Genomic DNA, 19368 nt, shown 5'->3' on the forward strand with positions numbered 1-19368 from the left:
TTCCTAACTCTGGATGATGAAAAGCACGAGCCAGATCAACAGGCCAATGCCGACAATGAGCCCCAGCGCCCGGCCGATGCGCGTGCCCCAATATTCGATCGGGTCCGCCCGGTCGGCGTCTGCAGCAGTGACGTCATCGCGCGCACCCTTCGCGGTCCGCGCAACGGACGAGGCCGGGTCGGTTTCACTTGCCACGCGCTCGATGATGCGGCGCGATTCGTCGTCGCTGTCCTGGCGTCCCGCCATGGCTATGCCCTGTTTTCGCAGCGACTTTAACCTGTTCGCCCGGCCAGTTACAGGGCCTGACAGTGAATGCCAAAGCACCAGCAGCGCCCCAGGTTGAGGTCATGTTCTTGCGCGCGGATTGTGGTAATGCTTCGCCCGTCAGTCTGTTGAGGGATTTTTCCATGCCTGCCCTTTCCTCCCCTTTCGTCTTCCGCAACCTGCCAGCCTTGCTGATGATGGCGATCGTGCTGCCGCTGCTGGCCGGCTGCGGCTACAACACCATTCCGACGGCAGAGGAAAACGCCAAGGCCTCATGGAGCCAGGTGCTGAACCAGTATCAGCGCCGCGCCGATCTCATTCCCAACCTGGTCGAGACGGTCAAGGGCTATGCGGCGCATGAGAAGGATACGCTCGATGCCGTGGTCGAGGCGCGCGCCAAGGCGACGCAGGTGACGGTGACGCCCGACACGCTGAGCGATCCGGAAGCGGTCAAGAGATTCCAGGACAGTCAAGCCGGCCTGACCAGCGCGCTGTCGCGGTTGCTGGCAGTGGTGGAGAATTATCCCGACCTCAAGGCCAACCAGAATTTCCTGGCGCTGCAGGCGCAGCTCGAAGGCACCGAGAACCGCATCTCGGTCGCCCGCCGCGACTATATCGAGGCGGTGCGCGAGTACAACCTGACGTTGAGGACCTTCCCGTCGGTGATTTGGGCGACCTTGTGGTTCCGCGACAATCAGCCATTCGCCAATTTCACCATCGAGGAAGACAAGATGCAGACGCCGAAGGTCGATTTTGGCACGCAGCAGGGCGGGTGATCGGCGCTTAGCGAGCGCAGTTCCATTGACCTTGTACTCCGTCCCACCCCCCTCTGTCCTGCCGGACATCTCCCCCTCAAGGGGGGTGGGACGGAACGCAAGCCTTGCATTCCTGCCGGTTGCTCTAGCCCTTCTCTACTTAGCCCTCTTCCTCCCCCTCACCGCTTTCTCCGCCGAATTGCCTGCCCTAACCGGGCGGGTCGTCGACAATGCCGGCATCATCGACGCCGCAACCGAAGCGGCGCTGACCCGCAAGCTTGCGGATTTCGAGGCCAAGAGCTCTGACCAGATCGTCGTCGCGACGCTTCCTGGCCTCGACGGCGAGGAAATCGAGCCCTACGCCAACCGGCTGTTCCGCGCCTGGAAGCTCGGCCAGGCCGGCGAGGACAATGGCGTGCTTTTGCTGGTCGCCAAAGACGACCGCAAGATGCGCATCGAGGTCGGCTACGCGCTGGAAGGCACGCTTACCGACCTGCACACCAGGCTGATCATCGAAAACGACATGGTGCCGGCCTTCCGCGCCGGCGATTTCTCCGGCGGCATAATGAAGGCCGTCGACGACATGGTCATGGTGCTGGAAGGCAATCCGGAAGAGCTGGAAGCGCGCGGGACCCGCAACCAGCAGCCGCCATTCAACACCGACGATCTGTTCTTTGCGATCTTCATAAGCATCTGGGCGATCATCTTCTTCGGCAGCATCGCCGCCTCCATCCTGCCGCCGATCTTCGGCCGGAAACTCGGCCCCGGCCGCTATCGCTGGCTGGGCATGATTTTCGAGCCGGGCCGGCAATCTTCTGGCGGCTGGTCGTCCGGCGGGGGCGGCTGGTCGTCGGGCGGAGGCGGCTCAGGCGGTGGCGGCTTTTCGGGCGGCGGCGGCTCGTCCGGTGGCGGCGGATCTTCAGGAAGCTGGTGAGACACGACATGGCAACTCGACCGATCAGCCCCGAGGATCATGACCGCATCGCGAAAGCGATCCGCGTCGCCGAATCGAAGACCGACGGCGAAATCTACTGCGTGGTCGCCTATGCCAGCGACGGCTATTTCTTTCCGGCGGCCTTCATGGCGACGCTGGCGATGCTCGTCGTCAGCCTCGCCGTCAGCTACGGGCTGGAAGCGTGGTGGCTGTCGATCCGCGTGCCGCATTTCGTCATCGCCCAGCTTCTGGCGATGGCCTCGATGCTTGTGCTGTTGTGGGCGCTGCCCGGCTTGCGCATCCACCTGGTGCCGAGACGGCTGCGTTACCAGACCGCGCACGCCAATGCGATAAAGCAGTTCCTCGCCCGCAACGTCCACCGCACCACGGCGCGCACCGGCGTGCTGGTGTTCGTTTCGATTGCCGAGCACTACGCCGAAGTGATCGCCGACAGCGGCATCGACAGCCGCGTCGGCCAGGATGTCTGGGACGGCGTCGTCCGCGACCTTACCGCGCATGCCCGCGACGATCGTCTCGCCGACGGCTTCATCAAGGCGATCGAAGCGACGGCTGCGGTGCTGGCCGAGCATTTCCCGCTTTCTTCCGGCGACAGCAACGAACTCGACGACCATCTGGTCGAAATCTGAGTCGCTACGAACGGTTTTTTCAGCACTCAACGGCACGTCTATCGTCTGTGCGAAAGCTTGGGAGCGGCTGACCGGACTCTTGCAATCGGGCGATGCGGGTTTATGGTTAACCAATCATGAAGACGTTGAGCATCGACATCAGGAAAGCCGAGCCGCGCGACGCAGGCGCCATCGCCGACGTGCACCTGCTGGCTTGGCGCGGCGCCTACTCCGGCATCATCCCGCATCGCACGCTGACATCGATGATCAACCGCCGCGGCGCCGACTGGTGGGCGAACGCCATCCGCCGCGCCGCCACCGTCCTGGTTGTCGAGATCGGCGGCAAGGTTGCCGGCTACGCCACGATCGGCAAGAACCGTGCCCGCGAGCTCAAGCAGCAGGGCGAGATCTACGAACTTTACGTGCGCCCGGAATATCAGGGCATCGGGCTCGGCAGCCGGCTATTCTCGGCAGCACGGGCGCGACTGGCAGACCACGGGCTGAAAGGCATGGTGGTGTGGGCGCTGGAGGACAACCAGAACGCGCTCACCTTCTATGCCGGCGCCGGCGGCCGCGACGTCGCCGAGGGAGTCGAGGTTTTCGAGCAGAAGGCTCTGAAGAAGGTCGCCTTCGTCTGGGAATGACGGCTCGACACGCCTCTCGCCAGCACCCTCAGCCGATTTCAGTACCATTCGCCGCATTGCACCATGCGCCGCTGCCCGCTATCGGTTTCCAATCGAAAGAGGGACAAAAGCCATGCGTATCGAAGCCATCGCCATCGGAAAGAACCCGCCGGAGGACATCAACGTTATCATCGAGGTGCCGATCGGCGGCGAGCCGATCAAGTACGAGATGGACAAGGAGGCCGGCACGCTGTTCGTCGACCGCTTCCTGCACACCTCGATGCGCTATCCCGGCAATTACGGCTTCGTGCCGCACACGCTGTCGGGTGACGGCGACCCGATCGACGTACTGGTCTGCAACACGCGCGCGCTGGTGCCGGGTTGCGTCATCAATGTGCGGCCGATCGGCGTGCTGGTGATGGAGGACAATTCCGGCCTCGACGAAAAGATCATCGCGGTGCCGTCGCCCAAGCTTACGCTGCGCTACGAGAACGTCACCGAATACACGCACCTGCCCGACATCACCCGCCAGCAGGTGCAGCACTTCTTCGAGCACTACAAGGATCTCGAACCCGGCAAATGGGTCAAGATCGAGGGCTGGCACGACGCCGCCTACGCCAAGAAGATGATCGTCGAGGCGATCGAACGGGCCAAGGCAAGCAAGTAGCCCAGCGCCTGAATTTGCGAGCAAACTGCTGGCGTAGCGCCGCCCCTCATCCGCCTGCCGGCACCTTCTCCCCGTGAACGGGGAGAAGCCCGCTGACCTCGACCTTGGCGCCCATTCAGCAACGGTGGTAATTGGCGAAACCATTGATGGCTGCGTCTTTCTCCCCGTCACTATACGGGGAGAAATGCCCGGCAGGGCAATGAGGGGCAGCGCTGACCGACGTTACTTTTCAATGCGACGCGCTCCTAATTGTCGACGCGGCCGAAAGCGGGCGCGTTGCCGATAACCACGCGCTTGTCCTTGCCGCAGGCAAAGGTCCGCGCCTTCTCGTCGGCGAGCTTGCGTGCCTGGTCGTTGGCGCCGGGGTTGCCGGTGGCCAGCACCAGGCCGACGGTGCAGCCTTCATAGGTCTCCGGCTGGGCGACCTTGGCGACGATCAGCACGTCGGTCGGCTTGTTCTCCACCTCGGGATTGCTGATCGAGCGCCGATGGATGACCGCAAACGGGACGGCGCGATCGCCGTTCGTCTCGATGCGCCACTCGAGTTTGGATGCGGCCGTGTTGAAGGCGACAAAACTTTCCCAGACTGCGGTCATGTCGCTGGGCGGAAAACCATAAAACAGCGATTCGCGGGCGTCGTCGTAGGCGATCAGCACCGGGTAGCCGCGATAGCCCGAACAGGCGAGACTGGCCCAGTCGCCGTCGCCTTCCTCCGCTTGCGCGTAGGTCACGCAGTCCTTCTTCCAGTCGAGATCGGTGTAGGCGCTGGAAATGTCGCCGGCCCGGGCAGGCTGGCAGAGGCCGGCGAGGGCAAGCGGGATCAGCAAAAGAGCACGCATCGCGGGCAACTCCGTTTCGGGGCTGCCGCACGGTATCGTTAATCGCTATTTCTTCAAGCTCGCTTCGATCAGCAGGTCGGCGTTGCGGGCCACAGACTTCGCCGGTCCGCCGGCCCCGAACAGCTGGCCACTGATATAGGCGCCTTCGATCAGGAGCAGCAGCCCGTCGCCCAGCGTATCGGCGTCGCCGGCACCCATTGCCGCCGCCATGGCGCGCAGGCGTCGGCGCAATTCCTGCTTGTTGGCCTCGCTCACCACGCGGGCCGGGTGGCCACGTTCGGGATATTCGACGGCCGCATTGGTCATGCCGCAGCCGCGATAGTCGGGCTTTTGCGTGCGCTTGCCGATGCGGGTCAGGAAGGCGGCGATCTGCGCGCGCGGATCGCCGGGATGGGCAGCCACCGCCGCGTCGAAGCGGGCCCAGAACTCGAGGTCGTATTGCCGCAGATAGGACGCGGCCAATTCGTCCTTGGACGGAAAGCTGCGATAGAGGCTGGGCTTGGTGACGCCGGCGCGCCGCACGATCTCGTCGACGCCGATCGCCCTGATGCCTTGCCGGTAGAACAGGTCGCGGGCAACGCGAAGGATTTTTTCGCCCGCGCGGGGCCGTTCATCCGCTTTGATCGCTGGTTCAATGCTTTTCATTCTTGGACGTGCCGTTGCCTGCTTGACAATGTTACCGATCGGTACGTATGCTCCCATGCATTGAAACGTACCGGTCAGTAACATGATAGCTCGATCCCGCCCGTTTGGCCAGCGCTATGCTTTCGTCGTGGTCGCCGTCATTTTCCTGTGCCTGCTGATCGCGGCGGGCCTGCGGTCGGCGCCGGCCGTCATGATGCTGCCGCTGGAGGAGAGTTTCGGCTGGCGGCGCGATGTCGTCTCGCTCGCCGCGGCCATCGGCATCTTCCTCTACGGCCTGACCGGGCCGTTTGCCGCGGCACTGATGGAACGGATCGGGCTGCGCCGCACGCTGCTGGCGTCGCTGGTGCTGATGTCGGGCTCGACGGCACTCAGCCTGTTGATGACCCAGCCCTGGCACCTGCTTCTCACCTGGGGCGTATTCTCCGGCGTCGGTTCCGGCGCGGTCGCCACGGTGCTCGGCGCCACCATCGTCAATCGCTGGTTCAAGACCAATCGCGGCCTGGTGATGGGGCTGATGTCGGCCTCGGCCGCCACCGGCCTGCTGGTGTTCCTGCCGTTGCTCGCCGCGCTCGCCCAGTCGGGCGGCTGGAAGCCTGTCGCCATCGCCATTGCGGTCGCCACCGCCTGCCTGGTGCCGCTGGTCTGGCTGCTGGTGCCGGAACGGCCGTCCGCGATCGGCATAGTGCGCTACGGCGCTGAGGCCGACGACGTGCCGCCGGTTCCGCCGGCCTCGCAGGGCAATTTCCTCTCCCACACGTTCAGCACGCTGCGTCGTGCCGCCGGCACGCGGGTGTTCTGGTATCTGTTCGCCACTTTCTTCATCTGTGGCTTCACCACCAACGGACTGGTCGGAACGCACCTGATCGCGTTTTGCGGCGACATGGGCATCGGCCAGGTGCAAGCCGCCGGCCTGCTGTCGCTGATGGGCATCTTCGACCTGATCGGCACGACGCTGTCGGGCTGGCTCACCGACCGTTTCGACCCGCGCAAGCTGCTCGGCGTCTATTATGGCATCCGCGGCCTGTCGCTGATCTATCTGCCTTATTCCGGCTTTTCGTCGACCAGCCTGATCATCTTCGCCGTGCTCTACGGATTGGACTGGATCGCCACCGTGCCGCCGACGCTCAGGCTGTCGAACGAGGCGTTCGGCGACCGCAGCGGGCCGATCGTCTTCGGCTGGGTCGTCGCCGGCCATCAGGTGGGTGCAGCGGCGGCCGCCTTCTTCGGCGGCACCATGCGTGAATTGCAGGGCAATTACGAACTTGCCTTCCTCATCGCCGGTATGACGGCAATAGCCGCAGCCTGCATCTCGCTGTTGATCAACACCAGCCGTCCGGCCTTCGAGCCGAACCCGCAGGCGGCTTGAGCTGTGACGGCCGAGCGCTAATCTCCCCCCTTGAGGGGGAGATGGCCGCGAAGCGGCCAGAGGGGGTCGGTCCGACCGGGCTCGGCCCCTTATCGCAGACGCAGGAGGTTGGCGCTCCACGCGACACGATCCCCTCTGTCGCCTTCGGCGACATCTCGCCCTCGAGGGGGGAGATTCGCCAGCCTGTTGATCGTCAGAAAACCTTCATGGTTTCGAGATGTGCGTGAAACATTGAGGCTGGACCTTAGCGGCGACGTTTAAGCCATCCAGGAGACAGCCATGAACAAGATTTCGCGCCGCGCTTTTGTCACGTCGGCGAGCGCCGCCGGCCTCGTCGGCGTATCGGGCCTCGCGCTTCCCTATTATTCGCGCGCCAATCAGCGGCCCGCCTTCAGCCATGGCGTCCAGTCGGGCGATGTCGACGCAACCAGCGGCGTGGTGTGGACGCGGACCGACCGCCCTTCGCGCGTCATGTTCGAACTCTCGTCGACGGAGAATTTCGCCAATCCCTTGCGCCTTGCGCCGCTCGATACGTCGCCGGCCAGCGATTACACGGTAAAGCGGCTGCTCACCAACCTCACCTCCGACCAGGACATCTTCTACCGCATGGTCGCGGCCGATCTTGCCGACATCAACGCCGTCTCCGAGCCGATCATCGGCCGCTTCCGCACGGCGCCGGCCTCGAAACGCGACATCCGATTCGCCTGGTCGGGCGATACCGCCGGCCAGGGCTGGGGCATCGACGACACCGGCATGAAGACCTATGCCACGATCGGCAAGCATACGCCCGACTTCTTCCTGCATTCCGGCGACACAATCTATGCCGACGGCCCGATGAAGGACGAGGTCGAGCTGCCCGGCGGCAGCAAGTGGAAGAACAAGGTCCTCATCGACGAAAAGCGCAAGGTTGCCGAGACGCTGGACGAGTACCGCGGCCAGTGGAAGTACAACATGATGGACAAGAACGTGCTGGGGCTCAACGCCATCTGCCCGACCTTCTACCAGTGGGACGACCACGAGGTGGTCAACAACTGGTCGGATTCGAAGGACCTGAGCGCCGACGACCGCTACTCGGAAAAAAATATCCATGTGCTGGCGGCACGCGCGGCACGCGCCTTCCACGAGATGACGACGATCCGCTACGAGCCGTCGGAACCGGGCCGCGTCTATCGCAAGATCGCCTACGGGCCGCTGCTCGATGTGTTCTTCCTCGACATGCGCTCCTATCGCGGCGCCAACGGTCCTGGCATGCAGGATACGGTGACGCCGCAATCGCGCATCCTCGGCGAACAGCAGATGAAGTGGCTGAAGCGCGAACTGGCAAACTCCAACGCGACCTGGAAAATCATCGCCGCCGACATGCCGCTTGGTCTCGTCGTCTGGAACGACGCCACCAACAAGGCCGGCGCCGAGGCCGTCAGCAATGGCGACAATGGCCCGGCCAAGGGCCGCGAACTGGAAATTGCCGACCTCCTTCGCTACATAAAGAATGCCGGCATCACCAACACCGTCTGGCTGACCGCCGACGTGCACTACACGGCGGCGCATTACTACAATCCCGACAAGGCGCAGTTCCAGGACTTCAATCCGTTCTGGGAATTCGTCTCGGGTCCGCTCCATGCCGGCACCTATGGACCCAATGATTTCGACATGACCTTCGGCCCGGAGCTGAAATTCATCAAGGCGCCAACCGCCGAGCAGGGGCAGAACCTGCCACCCTCGGCCGGCCTGCAGTTCTTCGGCCTCGTCGACATCGACGGCGCCACTGAACAGATGACGGTGCGGCTGATGGATCGCGACGACAATGAACTCTACAAGATCACGCTCGACCCGGTGCATTCGGCGTGAGGGGACTGGGTCACTTTGTATCAATCCTGGGTGACGTCCCGCTGCCCCTCATTGCCCTGCCGGGCATTTCTCCCCGTAAACGGGGAGAAAGTGGCCCGCATCGAAGATTTCGCTAATCGCGAACGTTGCAGAAGGAGAGCCGACATTTCGCGCAGCGGGCTTCTCCCCGTTTACGGGGAGAAGGTGCCGGCAGGCGGATGGGGGGCTGCGCCGGCGTTGGCAAGACTTCAGGAAGGGTCGATCCGACCTTTCCGACAATGTGCGGAAAGCAGTCCTAATCCGGATAGCAAACGGTTGGAATATTGGGCCAAACAGCGCTGTCGCAGTTGGCGGCCTCCTGCCTTTGCTTGAAGGCGGCGCTGACCGGCCCGGTCACCACCGGGTCGACGCCATCGGGAGCGTCGGCAAACAACTGCTCCGCCGTTCGGGTGTCGGACGGCAGGGCAGGCTCCGTCGACGTCGCGGCCGACTGTGCCACGCCTGCCGCAAGCAGGACGGCGAGGGCAGCCCATGCAAGGATTGGCCGGTATCTGATGCCCGTTTTGCTCATGAAATTTGAACTGTCCCGACCGTGAAAGGTTCCGCTTTGGTTAATAATTCAATTTCACACCAAGACGCTTAAGATTTGGTGACCATCTATTTGGTGGCACGCCTCCTCTTTCGCAATTGCGAAAAACCCTGTATGAGCCGCCCAACCGAAAGAGGCAGCGCCTTTTGGCCTGCTGCCTGCAACGCTCCCGAGACCACAACATGAAAATTCGTAATATCGCGATCATCGCGCACGTCGACCATGGGAAAACCACCCTCGTCGACCAGCTCCTGAAACAGTCCGGCTCGTTCCGGGACAACCAGCGCGTTGCCGAACGCGCCATGGATTCGAACGACCTCGAAAAGGAACGCGGCATCACCATCCTGGCCAAGGCGACCTCGGTCGACTGGAAGGACACCCGCATCAACATCGTCGACACCCCCGGCCACGCCGATTTCGGCGGTGAAGTCGAGCGCATCCTGTCGATGGTGGATTCAGCCATCGTGCTGGTCGACGCCGCCGAAGGGCCGATGCCGCAGACAAAATTCGTCGTCGGCAAGGCGCTCAAGGTCGGATTGAAGCCGATCGTCGTCATCAACAAGATCGACCGGCCGGACGCCCGCCACGTCGAGGTGGTCAACGAAGTGTTCGACTTGTTTGCAGCGCTCGACGCGACCGACGAGCAGCTCGACTTCCCTATCCTTTACGGTTCGGGCCGCGACGGCTGGGTGTCGGAAAACCCCGAAGGTCCGAAGGACCAGGGTCTGGCGCCGCTGTTCGACCTCGTCATCAAGCATGTGCCGGCGCCGACCGTCCACCCCGGCCCGTTCCGGATGATCGGCACCATCCTGGAAGCCAATCCGTTCCTTGGCCGCATCATCACCGGCCGCATCGAATCCGGCACGCTGAAATCCAACCAGGCGGTCAAGGTGCTGCATCATGACGGCACCCAGGTCGAAACCGGCCGTATCTCGAAGATCCTGGCTTTCCGCGGGCTCGAGCGCCAGCCGATCGACGAGGCGCAGGCGGGTGACATCGTCGCCATCGCCGGCCTGTCGAAGGGCACCGTCGCCGACACGTTCTGCGACGCGTCGGTGACCGAGCCGCTGCATGCGCAGCCGATCGATCCGCCGACGGTGACGATGTCGTTCCTCGTCAACGATAGCCCGCTGGCCGGCACCGAGGGCGACAAGGTGACCAGCCGCGTCATCCGCGACCGCCTGCTGCGCGAGGCCGAAGGCAATGTCGCGCTGAAAATCGAGGAATCGCCTGACAAGGATTCGTTTTTCGTCTCCGGCCGCGGCGAATTGCAGCTTGCCGTGCTGATCGAGACGATGCGCCGCGAAGGGTTCGAGATTGCCGTGTCGCGGCCGCGCGTCGTCATGCAGAAGGGCGAGAACGGCGAGTTGCTCGAGCCGGTCGAGGAAGTCGTCATCGACGTCGACGAGGAACATGCCGGCGTCGTCGTGCAAAAAATGTCGGAGCGCAAGGCCGAGATGGTCGAATTGCGCCCGTCAGGCGGCAACCGCCAGCGCATCGTCTTCCACGCGCCGACGCGCGGCCTGATCGGCTACCAGTCGGAACTGCTGACCGACACCCGCGGCACCGCCGTCATGAACCGGCTGTTCCATGCCTACGAGCCTTACAAGGGTGAGCTGCCGGGCCGCACCAACGGCGTGCTGATCTCCAACGAACAGGGTGAATCAGTGGCGTATGCCATGTGGAACCTGGAAGACCGCGGCCCGATGGTCATCGATCCGGGCGTCAAGGTCTATCAGGGCATGATCATCGGCATCCATTCACGCGACAACGACCTCGAAGTGAACGTGCTGAAGGGCAAGAAGCTGACCAACATCCGCGCCGCCGGCAAGGATGAGGCGGTGAAGCTGACGCCGCCGATCCGCATGACGCTGGAACGCGCGCTGGCCTGGATCCAGGACGACGAGCTGGTCGAAGTGACGCCGAAGACCATTCGTCTGCGCAAGCTCTATCTCGACCCGAACGAGCGCAAGCGTTTTGAGAAATCGGCGAAAGTGGTCGGCGCGGCGTAAGGCGACGTCTCATTGAAGGGGATCGGCGCTGCCCCTCATCCGCCTGCCGGCACCTTCTCCCCGTGAACGGGGAGAAGACCGCTGAGCGCACCCTCGGCGTTCATTTCTTGCAACGCTGGTAATTGGCGGAACCGTCGATGACAGCGCCCTTCTCCCCGTTGACGGGGAGAAGATGGCGGCAGCCAGATGAGGGGCAGCGCCGACGCCTGTTCAGAGGGCAAAGTTCTCTGCAAGCTGCAGGGGTGCCAAACCGCCGCTGATCGGGTATCCTTGGGCTCTCTGACGCTCGAAGGCACTCACATGCACGTCACCTCGCTTTTGATCTTCGCCGCCGCCCTTTTCGTCGCCGCGGGCTCGCCCGGCCCCTCGATTGCCGCCCTGGTGGCGCGGGTTATCGCAAAGGGCTTTCGCGACGTGTTTCCATTCCTGCTCGCCATGTGGATCGGCGAGGCCATCTGGCTGTCGCTGGCGGTGTTCGGGCTGGCGGTGGTGGCGCAGACCTTCCATCTTGCCTTCGTCGTGCTGAAATGGGTCGGCGTCGCCTATCTCGCCTACCTCGCCTGGAAGATGTGGACGGCCCCGGTCGAGGCGCGCGAAGGCGAGATGCCGCGCGAGGAGTCGGCCGTCAAACTGTTCTTTGCCGGCATGGCGGTGACGCTCGGCAATCCCAAGATCATGATGTTCTACCTGGCGCTGCTGCCAACCATCATCGATCTCGCCTCAGTGACGGTCGTCGGCTGGATCGAGCTGACGCTGACCATGGCCGTGGTTCTGGTCGCCATCGATCTGGCCTGGGTGCTGGCGGCAGCGCAGGCGCGAAAACTCTTGAAGAGCAGGCGGGCGATGAAGATCGCCAACCGCGTCAGCGCCACCACCATGGCCGGTGCCGCGGCGGCGATTGCGGCTCGATCCTGAGCCGGTGCGTCAGCCCATTTCGATGATCGGCGCGATCTCGACGCTGAAACCCGGGTCCTTCAGGATAGGACAATCCTTGGCCTTGGCGACGGCATCGTCGATGTCGTTCGCTTCGATGATTGTGTAACCGGCGGTCGGATTGCTGCCGCCATTGTTCTCGACTTTGCCGCCGGGCAGCACGGTCTTCGACATGCCGACCGGATTGCCACCGTCGACCACGGCCGAGCCAAGCTTGCCGTACCAGCCGTTCCAGGCATCCATCGCCGCTTGCCGTTCGGCGTCGTCGGTCGGCATCTTGCCGGAGCCGTGATAGACATAGAGAAATTTCGCCATGTTCTCCTCCGTTGATCTTCCGTTGATCGGCGGGCGTCGAACCGACATGCGGTCACGCCGCAGGGCGATCATCGGACCAAACCGAAAAACAAGCAACGAGAATGCGAATCACTAATGTGAGGTCCGGTTGGCTCGCAACCGCCATGCTCTCACCGCGCCATCGCGTGGTATGTCGGTGAAGGCGCGCAGCTTCGTCTCATCGAAAGCGTAGGCCAAAAGCACATTGGGAACGAGGCCGAGCTTCTCCTCGCATTTGGCGAAATAGGCTTTCGTCGCTTCGCTCAGTTCCGCAGGCGCGAGGTCAAGTGCGATGATTTTGTCTTTTATGGCGGATTTTCTCCTCATTTTCGGTGACCCACCGGCGAATCCCGACATTTCGTCGCAAGCGGTCAAACCTTTGTCGCCAAATATCGGTCATCTGCTACCATAGTCGCAAAACATATGAGGGAGGGATTTAGCGACATGGCCGGCCTGAAATCTGCAAGCCAGTTGAAAAAGATAAGCACGGCCAAGGGCAGCGAGAAACCCGGCAGGCTTGCCGATTACTTGCTGGCCCGTGCGCCGGCCGAAGATGTCGCCGCCTATGAGGTCACCGCCCTCGAACGCGCCGCCGATCTCGCCGGACGCGCCGTCGCCAGGCACAAGAAGGGCGATTGCGTCGTCGCCATAGAGGTTGATTCCGGTGTCGTGCGCCAGGGCAGGCCGATGACGGTGATCACCGTCGTCAACGACAACATGCCGTTCCTGTTCGATTCCATCCTCGGCGAGATCACCGAGAGCGCTGGCGAACCGCTGCTGGTTACCCATCCGGTCATCGTCGTCAGGCACGGCAAGAGCGGCGTCGACGAAATCCTCGGCGATGGCGGCTTCGCCAAGGGCGATCACAGTCATGAACGGCTGAGCGTCATCCACGTCCATATCGGCCGTGTTTCGTCCGAGCAGGCCGAGGCATTGGCTGACCGGCTGAAGAAAATATTGGGCCAGGTGCGCGCCGCCGTCACCGACTGGAAGCCGATGCTGGCCCGCCTCGACCAGGCAATCTCCGAGTTCCGCTACGCTCCGGTGCCGCTCGACAAGGCCAACGTCACCGAAGCGATCGCCCTCCTCGAATGGCTGCGCGACGACAATTTCACCTTCCTCGGCATGCGCGAGTTCAAATATACCGGCGGCGAGAAGAGCGGCACCCTGGAGCGCACCGAAAAGCCCGGCCTCGGCATCCTCTCCGATCCCGACGTGCTGGTGCTGCGGCGCGGCACCGAAGCGGTGTCGACGACGCCGGAAATCCGCGCCTTCCTGCACGGGCCGGAACCGCTGATCGTCACCAAGGCCAATGCCAAATCGTCGGTGCACCGCCGCATCTATCTCGATTACATCGGCGTCAAGACCTACACCTCCAAGGGCGTGCTTGCCGGCGAGCTGCGCATTGTCGGCCTGTTCACCTCGACCGCCTACACGCGCTCGGTGATGAAGATCCCCTATCTCAGGTCGAAAGCCGAAACCATCATCGCCAAATCCGGTTTCAACCCTGAAGACCACTCCGGCAAGGCACTGATCAACGTGCTGGAGAGCTATCCGCGCGACGAGCTGTTCCAGGTTCCGGTGCCGATCCTGCGCAAGCACGCCGAAGCCATTCTGGGGCTGATCGAGCGGCCGCGCGTCAGGGCGCTGGTGCGCGCCGATCAGTTCGACCGTTTCGTCTCGATCCTCGTTTTCGTGCCGCGCGACCGCTACGACAGCGTCGTGCGCGAGAAGATCGGCACCTATCTGAAGACGATGTTCCAGGGCCGGCTTTCGGCCTACTACCCGGCCTTCCCGGAAGGCGGGCTGGCTCGTGTCCACTTCATCATCGGCCGTTCCGGCGGCAGGACGCCGAAGGTCGACCAAGCGACGATCGAGGCAGCGATCCGCGCCATCGTGCGGACCTGGGACGACATTCTGCGCGAGACCGCCGAAGAGACCGGCGCCGATGCGGCGCTCACGGCGATCGCCTCGCGCTTCTCGGGAAGCTATCGCGACAGCTTCTCACCGGCGGAGGCGCTGGCCGATGCCGGGCGCATCGCCAGGATCAGCGCGGCCAATCCGATCGCCATCGACTATTATCGTCATGCCAACCAGGAACCGCATCAGGCGGCGCTGAAGATCTATCACCATGGCAGCCCGGTGGCGCTGTCGCGACGGGTGCCGGTGCTGGAGAACATCGGTTTCCGCGTTATCAGCGAGCGCACCTTCGAGGTCGGGGACGAGGCTTCCGACATGATCAATAGTGATCAGCCGGGCATGGTCTTCATCCACGACATGGAACTCGAAAACAGCTACGGCAAGCCAATCGACCTTGGCGACCGCGGCGCGCTGTTCGAAGACGCGTTCCTTTCCGTCTGGCGCGGCGACATCGACAATGACGGCTATAACGGCCTTGCCCAGACCGCCGGCCTGTGGTCGGGCGAGATTTCCATCCTGCGCGCCTACGGCCGCTATCTGCAGCAGGCCGGCATCCCACAGAGCCAGGATTTCATTGCCGCCGCGCTCAACCGCTATCCGGAGATCGCGCGTGGCCTGCATGAGCTGTTCGTCGCCCGCCTCGGACCGACGGCGCAGACGGACGGGGCGGTCGCGGCCAGGCACCTCAAGGCCAAGATCAGGGATGCGCTGGAAGAGGTTCCCAACATCGACGACGACACCATCGTCCGTCGCTACCTCAACCTGATCGAAGCCTCGCTGCGCACCAATCATTTCGTTCCCGATCTGAAGGAGAAGGGCCAGTCGCTGGCGATCAAGCTCGATTCGCAAGCGGTCGACGGCCTGCCGGCGCCGCGGCCGTGGCGGGAGATCTTCGTCTACGGCTCCGAGGTCGAGGGCGTGCATCTGCGCTTCGGCCCGGTCGCGCGCGGCGGCCTGCGCTGGTCGGACCGCGCCCAGGACTACCGCACCGAGGTGCTCGGTTTGGTCAAGGCGCAGCAGGTCAAGAACGCGGTGATCGTGCCGGTTGGCGCCAAGGGCGGTTTCTATCCGAAGAAGCTGCCGATGGGCGCCGGCCGCGACGCCATCTTCGAAGCCGGCGCGTCCGCCTACAAGAATTACGTCTCCAGCCTGTTGTCGATCACCGACAATATCGGCCTGGACGGCGTCATTCCGCCGGCTCAGGTCGTGCGGCGCGACCAGGACGACCCCTATTTCGTCGTCGCCGCAGACAAGGGCACGGCGACCTTCTCCGACACCGCCAACGCCATCAGCGAGAAGCATGGCTTCTGGCTCGACGACGCCTTCGCCAGCGGCGGCTCGGCCGGCTACGACCACAAGAAGATGGGCATCACCGCCAAGGGCGCCTGGGAAGCGGTCAAGCGGCATTTCCGCGAGATGAACCGCGATATCCAGACCACACCCTTCACCGTTGTCGGCGTCGGCGACATGTCGGGCGACGTGTTCGGCAACGGCATGCTCCTGTCCGAGCAGACCCGGCTGATCGCCGCCTTCGACCATCGTGACATCTTCATCGATCCCGCTCCCGACATGGCGGTTTCGATGGCCGAGCGCCGGCGCATGTTCGCCCTCGCCCGTTCGAGCTGGCAGGACTACGACAAGACAAAACTGTCCGAAGGCGGCATCATCGTCTCGCGCAGCCAGAAATCGATCACGCTGCCGCCGGCCGCGGCCGCGGCGATCGGCCTCGGCAAGACGACCGCCTCGCCGGTCGAGATCATGAGCGCCATCCTCAAGGCGCCGGTCGACCTTTTGTGGTTCGGCGGCATCGGCACCTATCTCAGGGCATCGACGGAAACCAACCAGGACGCTGGCGATCGCGCCAACGATGCCATTCGGGTGACTGCGCTCGAAGTGCGCGCCAAGGTCATCGGCGAGGGCGCCAATCTTGGCGCGACGCAGCGGGCCCGCATCGAGTTCGGGCTGAATGGCGGGCGCTGCAATTCCGACGCCATCGACAATTCGGGCGGCGTCAACTGCTCCGACGTCGAGGTCAACATCAAGATCGCGCTGGCTTCCGCCATGCGCAAGGGGGCGCTGACCCGCCCAGCGCGCAACAAGCTTCTCGCCGAAATGACCGACGAGGTGAGCGCGCTGGTGCTGTCCAACAATTACGAGCAGACGCTGGCGTTGTCCCTTGCCCGCAAGCGCGGCCTTGCCGATATCGCCCATCAGAGCCGTTTCATGGCAGCGCTCGAGGCGCGCGGCCTGCTCGACCGCAATGTCGAAGCTCTGCCGTCGCCGGCAGGCCTTGCCGAGCGCGAGGCGCGCGGCGAGCCGTTGACCAGGGCCGAGCTCGGCGTGCTGCTGGCCTATGCCAAGATCGTGCTGTTTTCCGACATCGTCGCCAGCGACGTGCCGGACGATCCGCATTTCGACCGTGACCTGATGGGCTATTTTCCGGACCGGATGACGAAGAAATTCGCGGCCGAAATCCATGGCCATCGCCTGCGCCGCGAAATCATCGCCCGTGTCGTCACCAACGATCTGGTCAATCGCGGCGGCCCACCCTTCGTCAACAGGCTGCAGGAAGCAACCGGTCGCAGCGCGGCCGACGTGGTCCGGACCTTCGCTGTGGTGCGCGACGGCTTTGGCTTGCCGGCGCTCTATCGCCAGATCGACGCGCTCGACAACCAGATCGACGGGCAGGTGCAGCTCGACCTTTATCAAGCCGTCAGTCGGCTTACCTATGTCGCCAGCGGCTGGTATCTCAAGAACGATACCAGCACCGCTCCGCTGGGCCAACGGATCGCCGAATTGCAGAACGCCCGCAAGGCACTGGAGCCGAAGCTCCCTTCGCTGCTTCCGGCCTTCTCGCGCGAGCGGATAGAGGAGCGGCGGCATGGTCTGGCCAAGGGCGGCGCGCCCGAACAGCTGGCAGAACATCTGGCGCTGACCGATGTGGCCGGCGTCGTGCCTGACATCGCGCTGACGGCCCGAACGGCGAATGCCGACATCATCGCCGCCGCGAAGGCGTTTTTCGCGGTCAGCGATGCCTTCCGCATTCCGCGCGTCGAGGATGCGGCGCGCTCGATCGCGCCGTCCGACTACTACGATCAATTGGCGCTTTTCCGCGCCACCGACACGATCGGCGCAGCCAGGCGCGGCATCGCCGTGGCGGCGCTCACCGGCCATGCCGGGGCGGCGGACCCGGTGGCGGCATGGCTGGAGGCCGGCGGCGAGAGGGTCGGGCGCATCCGCGAGCGGCTGCAGGCGCTGACCGAGGGCGGCGACATCACCGTGTCGCGGCTGTCGGTGGCATCGGGGCTGATCAGCGACCTGACGGCGCTGTGAACTGTTCGCTTCACAAGGCCGGCGCTGCCCCTCATCCGGCTGCCGCCACATTCTCCCCGTATAGTGACGGGGAGAAGGAACTTGCTGCAACGCCAGCGCCTTTTCTGCAACGGCAGCCGTTCGCGAAACCGCCGATGACAATGTCTTTCTCCCCGTCCCTATACGGGGAGAAATGCCCGGCAGGGCAATGAGGGGCGGCGCGACCCCTGTCATTTGCGTGAGCACCGGAAACATGCAGACATGGCGCCGGTCGCGGGCCAAGCGAACGGGGCAGGAGGGCATATGGCCGAGGTAGCAGTGCAGCGAGCGCCGGAACGCGGCATCTGGGGATGGATGCTGTTCGACTGGGCGGCGCAGCCGTTCTTCACAGTCATCACCACCTTCATCTTCGGTCCCTACTTCGTCTCGCGCATGGCGAGCAATCCCGAAACGGGCCAGGCGGCATGGGGTTACGGCATCGCCGCGGCGGGTCTGGCCATTGCCGTGCTATCGCCGATCCTCGGCTCGATCGCCGACCAGACCGGCCCGCGAAAACCGTGGATCGCACTCTTCGCCGCGGTCAAGATCACCAGTCTTTGCCTGCTATGGTTCGCTGCTCCCGGTTCGAACCTTTTCCTGGTCGTGCTGTTCTTCTCGCTGGCTTCGGTCGCGGCGGAATTCTCGACCGTGTTCAATGATTCGATGATGCCGCGTCTGGTGCCGAAGAGCGAAATCGGCCGCATCTCGAATATGGCCTGGGGGCTTGGTTATCTCGGCGGGATGATTGCGCTGATCTTCGTCGTCGCCTTCATGGCCAGTTCGCCGGAAACCGGCAAGACGATCGCCGGCCTCGACCCGCTCTTCGGGCTCGATCCGAAGCTCGGCGAGGACGCGCGCGCCACCGGCCCACTGTCGGCGGCTTGGTATTTTCTATTCATCCTGCCGATGTTCTTTTTCACACCGGATGCGGTGAAGGGCATTCCGCTTGGACCGGCGGTGCGCGAGGGACTGTCGGAACTGAAATCGACGCTGGGCGAAATACGCCAGCGCAGCGGCATCTTCCGCTTTCTCGTCGCCCGCATGATCTATCAGGACGGCGTCAACGCGCTGCTTGCGCTGGGCGGTGCCTTTGCGGCGGCGATGTTCCACTGGTCGATCACCGAGATCGGCCTGTTCGGCATCATCCTCAACGTCGTCGCCATCGTCGGTTGCCTGATGGCCGCACGCCTCGACGTGGCGCTCGGCTCCAAGGCCATAGTGATGATTGCGCTTGTCCTGCTCAGCCTCGCCACGATCGGCATCGTCTCGACCGGGCCAGGCTACACGCTGTTCGGTGTCTGGATGATGCCCGGAGCCGATAGCGGCGGGTTGTTCGGTACGCCGGCGGAAAAAGCCTACATCTTCTTTGGTCTGCTGATCGGGCTTGGCTTCGGGCCGGTGCAGGCATCGTCGCGCTCCTACATGGCGCGCAGCGTCACCGCGGCCGAATCGGGCCGCTATTTCGGCATCTACGCGCTGGCCGGACGGGCGACCAGTTTTGCTGCGCCATTCCTGGTGGCCACGATCACCCTGGCCAGCGGCTCGTCGCGGCTGGGCATGGCGGCAATCGTGCTGTTCCTCGGCGTCGGCCTGGCGATCCTGATCCGCACGCCGTATCCGGCGGACCAGCCGGCGGAGTGAGCTTACCCTCCCCCTTGTGGGGACTTGTGGGGAGGGTCGATCC

General features: G+C 63.8%; 16 protein-coding genes and 1 pseudogene. 11 read left to right on the forward strand and 6 right to left on the reverse strand.

Annotated features, from left to right (window positions below):
• Positions 1-3 precede the first annotated feature (3 nt).
• Positions 4-246, reverse strand: coding sequence for a hypothetical protein (locus AC0L28_RS05775; protein WP_128168613.1), 243 nt, complete (start codon positions 244-246; stop codon positions 4-6).
• Positions 247-407: 161 nt separating this feature from the next.
• Between AC0L28_RS05775 and AC0L28_RS05780 the strand changes: the two genes are divergently transcribed.
• From AC0L28_RS05780 to ppa, 5 genes are all read left to right on the forward strand, one after another.
• On the forward strand, positions 408-1040 hold the full coding sequence (locus AC0L28_RS05780) for a LemA family protein (RefSeq protein ID WP_128168612.1): 633 nt from the start codon (positions 408-410) through the stop codon (positions 1038-1040).
• An 85-nt stretch (positions 1041-1125) separates the two neighbouring features.
• Positions 1126-1953: a TPM domain-containing protein gene (locus AC0L28_RS05785; protein WP_473476136.1), complete on the forward strand. Its 828-nt coding sequence runs from the start codon at positions 1126-1128 to the stop codon at positions 1951-1953.
• A gap of 8 nt (positions 1954-1961) precedes the next feature.
• Positions 1962-2600, forward strand: coding sequence for a TPM domain-containing protein (locus AC0L28_RS05790; protein WP_128248089.1), 639 nt, complete (start codon positions 1962-1964; stop codon positions 2598-2600).
• 116 nt (positions 2601-2716) lie between these two features.
• Complete coding sequence (locus tag AC0L28_RS05795) at positions 2717-3223, forward strand: GNAT family N-acetyltransferase (protein WP_128168610.1); 507 nt, start codon at positions 2717-2719, stop codon at positions 3221-3223.
• A 112-nt stretch (positions 3224-3335) separates the two neighbouring features.
• Positions 3336-3869 (forward strand): inorganic diphosphatase, encoded by a 534-nt coding sequence (gene ppa, locus AC0L28_RS05800; RefSeq protein WP_023800478.1) that lies wholly within the window; start codon positions 3336-3338, stop codon positions 3867-3869.
• Positions 3870-4114: 245 nt separating this feature from the next.
• On the opposite strand, the gene AC0L28_RS05805 is transcribed toward ppa, so the two are convergent.
• Entirely contained in the window at positions 4115-4708 is a 594-nt protein-coding gene (locus AC0L28_RS05805) for a hypothetical protein (protein ID WP_128248088.1), read from the reverse strand.
• Between the two features lie 45 nt (positions 4709-4753).
• A complete protein-coding gene (locus AC0L28_RS05810) occupies positions 4754-5353 on the reverse strand; it encodes a TetR/AcrR family transcriptional regulator (RefSeq protein WP_027154597.1) in 600 nt (199 codons plus the stop codon).
• A gap of 82 nt (positions 5354-5435) precedes the next feature.
• On the opposite strand from AC0L28_RS05810, the gene AC0L28_RS05815 reads away from it, so the two are divergent.
• Both AC0L28_RS05815 and AC0L28_RS05820 read left to right on the forward strand, forming a co-directional pair.
• Positions 5436-6719 (forward strand): MFS transporter, encoded by a 1284-nt coding sequence (locus AC0L28_RS05815; RefSeq protein ID WP_128248087.1) that lies wholly within the window; start codon positions 5436-5438, stop codon positions 6717-6719.
• 279 nt (positions 6720-6998) lie between these two features.
• Entirely contained in the window at positions 6999-8567 is a 1569-nt protein-coding gene (locus tag AC0L28_RS05820; protein WP_128248086.1) for an alkaline phosphatase D family protein, read from the forward strand.
• A 274-nt stretch (positions 8568-8841) separates the two neighbouring features.
• Here the strand turns inward: AC0L28_RS05820 and AC0L28_RS05825 are convergent, their stop codons facing one another.
• Positions 8842-9117, reverse strand: a complete 276-nt coding sequence (locus AC0L28_RS05825; RefSeq protein WP_023800473.1) for a hypothetical protein — start codon at positions 9115-9117, stop codon at positions 8842-8844.
• Positions 9118-9317: 200 nt separating this feature from the next.
• Between AC0L28_RS05825 and typA the strand changes: the two genes are divergently transcribed.
• On the forward strand, positions 9318-11147 hold the full coding sequence (typA, locus tag AC0L28_RS05830; protein ID WP_287241253.1) for a translational GTPase TypA: 1830 nt from the start codon (positions 9318-9320) through the stop codon (positions 11145-11147).
• Positions 11148-11447: 300 nt separating this feature from the next.
• A complete protein-coding gene (locus AC0L28_RS05835) occupies positions 11448-12062 on the forward strand; it encodes a LysE family translocator (RefSeq protein ID WP_023800471.1) in 615 nt (204 codons plus the stop codon).
• A gap of 9 nt (positions 12063-12071) precedes the next feature.
• On the opposite strand, the gene AC0L28_RS05840 is transcribed toward AC0L28_RS05835, so the two are convergent.
• Entirely contained in the window at positions 12072-12395 is a 324-nt protein-coding gene (locus AC0L28_RS05840) for a YciI family protein (protein ID WP_023800470.1), read from the reverse strand.
• Positions 12396-12554: 159 nt separating this feature from the next.
• Positions 12555-12722 (reverse strand): annotated as a pseudogene (locus AC0L28_RS05845) (peroxidase-related enzyme); the annotation flags it as partial.
• A gap of 135 nt (positions 12723-12857) precedes the next feature.
• Here AC0L28_RS05845 and AC0L28_RS05850 point away from each other — a divergent pair.
• Together AC0L28_RS05850 and AC0L28_RS05855 are read left to right on the forward strand one after the other, a co-directional pair.
• Positions 12858-17666 (forward strand): NAD-glutamate dehydrogenase, encoded by a 4809-nt coding sequence (locus AC0L28_RS05850; protein WP_473476143.1) that lies wholly within the window; start codon positions 12858-12860, stop codon positions 17664-17666.
• A gap of 282 nt (positions 17667-17948) precedes the next feature.
• The gene (locus AC0L28_RS05855; protein ID WP_023800108.1) at positions 17949-19325 is read left to right on the forward strand and encodes an MFS transporter; all 1377 of its coding nucleotides are present in this window, start codon (positions 17949-17951) and stop codon (positions 19323-19325) included.
• Positions 19326-19368 lie beyond the last annotated feature (43 nt).

The organism is Mesorhizobium sp. WSM4847 (genome assembly GCF_055811335.1).

Bases quoted from the DNA above. Each gene is read 5' to 3' on its own strand.
- AC0L28_RS05815 (WP_128248087.1), top strand. From the start codon at position 5,436: ATGATAGCTCGATCCCGCCCGTTTGGCCAGCGCTATGCTTTCGTCGTG.
- AC0L28_RS05820 (WP_128248086.1), top strand. From the start codon at position 6,999: ATGAACAAGATTTCGCGCCGCGCTTTTGTCACGTCGGCGAGCGCCGCC.
- AC0L28_RS05840 (WP_023800470.1), bottom strand. From the start codon at position 12,395: ATGGCGAAATTTCTCTATGTCTATCACGGCTCCGGCAAGATGCCGACC.
- AC0L28_RS05775 (WP_128168613.1), bottom strand. From the start codon at position 246: ATGGCGGGACGCCAGGACAGCGACGACGAATCGCGCCGCATCATCGAG.
- AC0L28_RS05810 (WP_027154597.1), bottom strand. From the start codon at position 5,353: ATGAAAAGCATTGAACCAGCGATCAAAGCGGATGAACGGCCCCGCGCG.
- AC0L28_RS05825 (WP_023800473.1), bottom strand. From the start codon at position 9,117: ATGAGCAAAACGGGCATCAGATACCGGCCAATCCTTGCATGGGCTGCC.
- AC0L28_RS05805 (WP_128248088.1), bottom strand. From the start codon at position 4,708: ATGCGTGCTCTTTTGCTGATCCCGCTTGCCCTCGCCGGCCTCTGCCAG.
- AC0L28_RS05790 (WP_128248089.1), top strand. From the start codon at position 1,962: ATGGCAACTCGACCGATCAGCCCCGAGGATCATGACCGCATCGCGAAA.
- typA (WP_287241253.1), top strand. From the start codon at position 9,318: ATGAAAATTCGTAATATCGCGATCATCGCGCACGTCGACCATGGGAAA.
- AC0L28_RS05850 (WP_473476143.1), top strand. From the start codon at position 12,858: ATGGCCGGCCTGAAATCTGCAAGCCAGTTGAAAAAGATAAGCACGGCC.
- ppa (WP_023800478.1), top strand. From the start codon at position 3,336: ATGCGTATCGAAGCCATCGCCATCGGAAAGAACCCGCCGGAGGACATC.
- AC0L28_RS05855 (WP_023800108.1), top strand. From the start codon at position 17,949: ATGGCCGAGGTAGCAGTGCAGCGAGCGCCGGAACGCGGCATCTGGGGA.
- AC0L28_RS05780 (WP_128168612.1), top strand. From the start codon at position 408: ATGCCTGCCCTTTCCTCCCCTTTCGTCTTCCGCAACCTGCCAGCCTTG.
- AC0L28_RS05835 (WP_023800471.1), top strand. From the start codon at position 11,448: ATGCACGTCACCTCGCTTTTGATCTTCGCCGCCGCCCTTTTCGTCGCC.
- AC0L28_RS05795 (WP_128168610.1), top strand. From the start codon at position 2,717: ATGAAGACGTTGAGCATCGACATCAGGAAAGCCGAGCCGCGCGACGCA.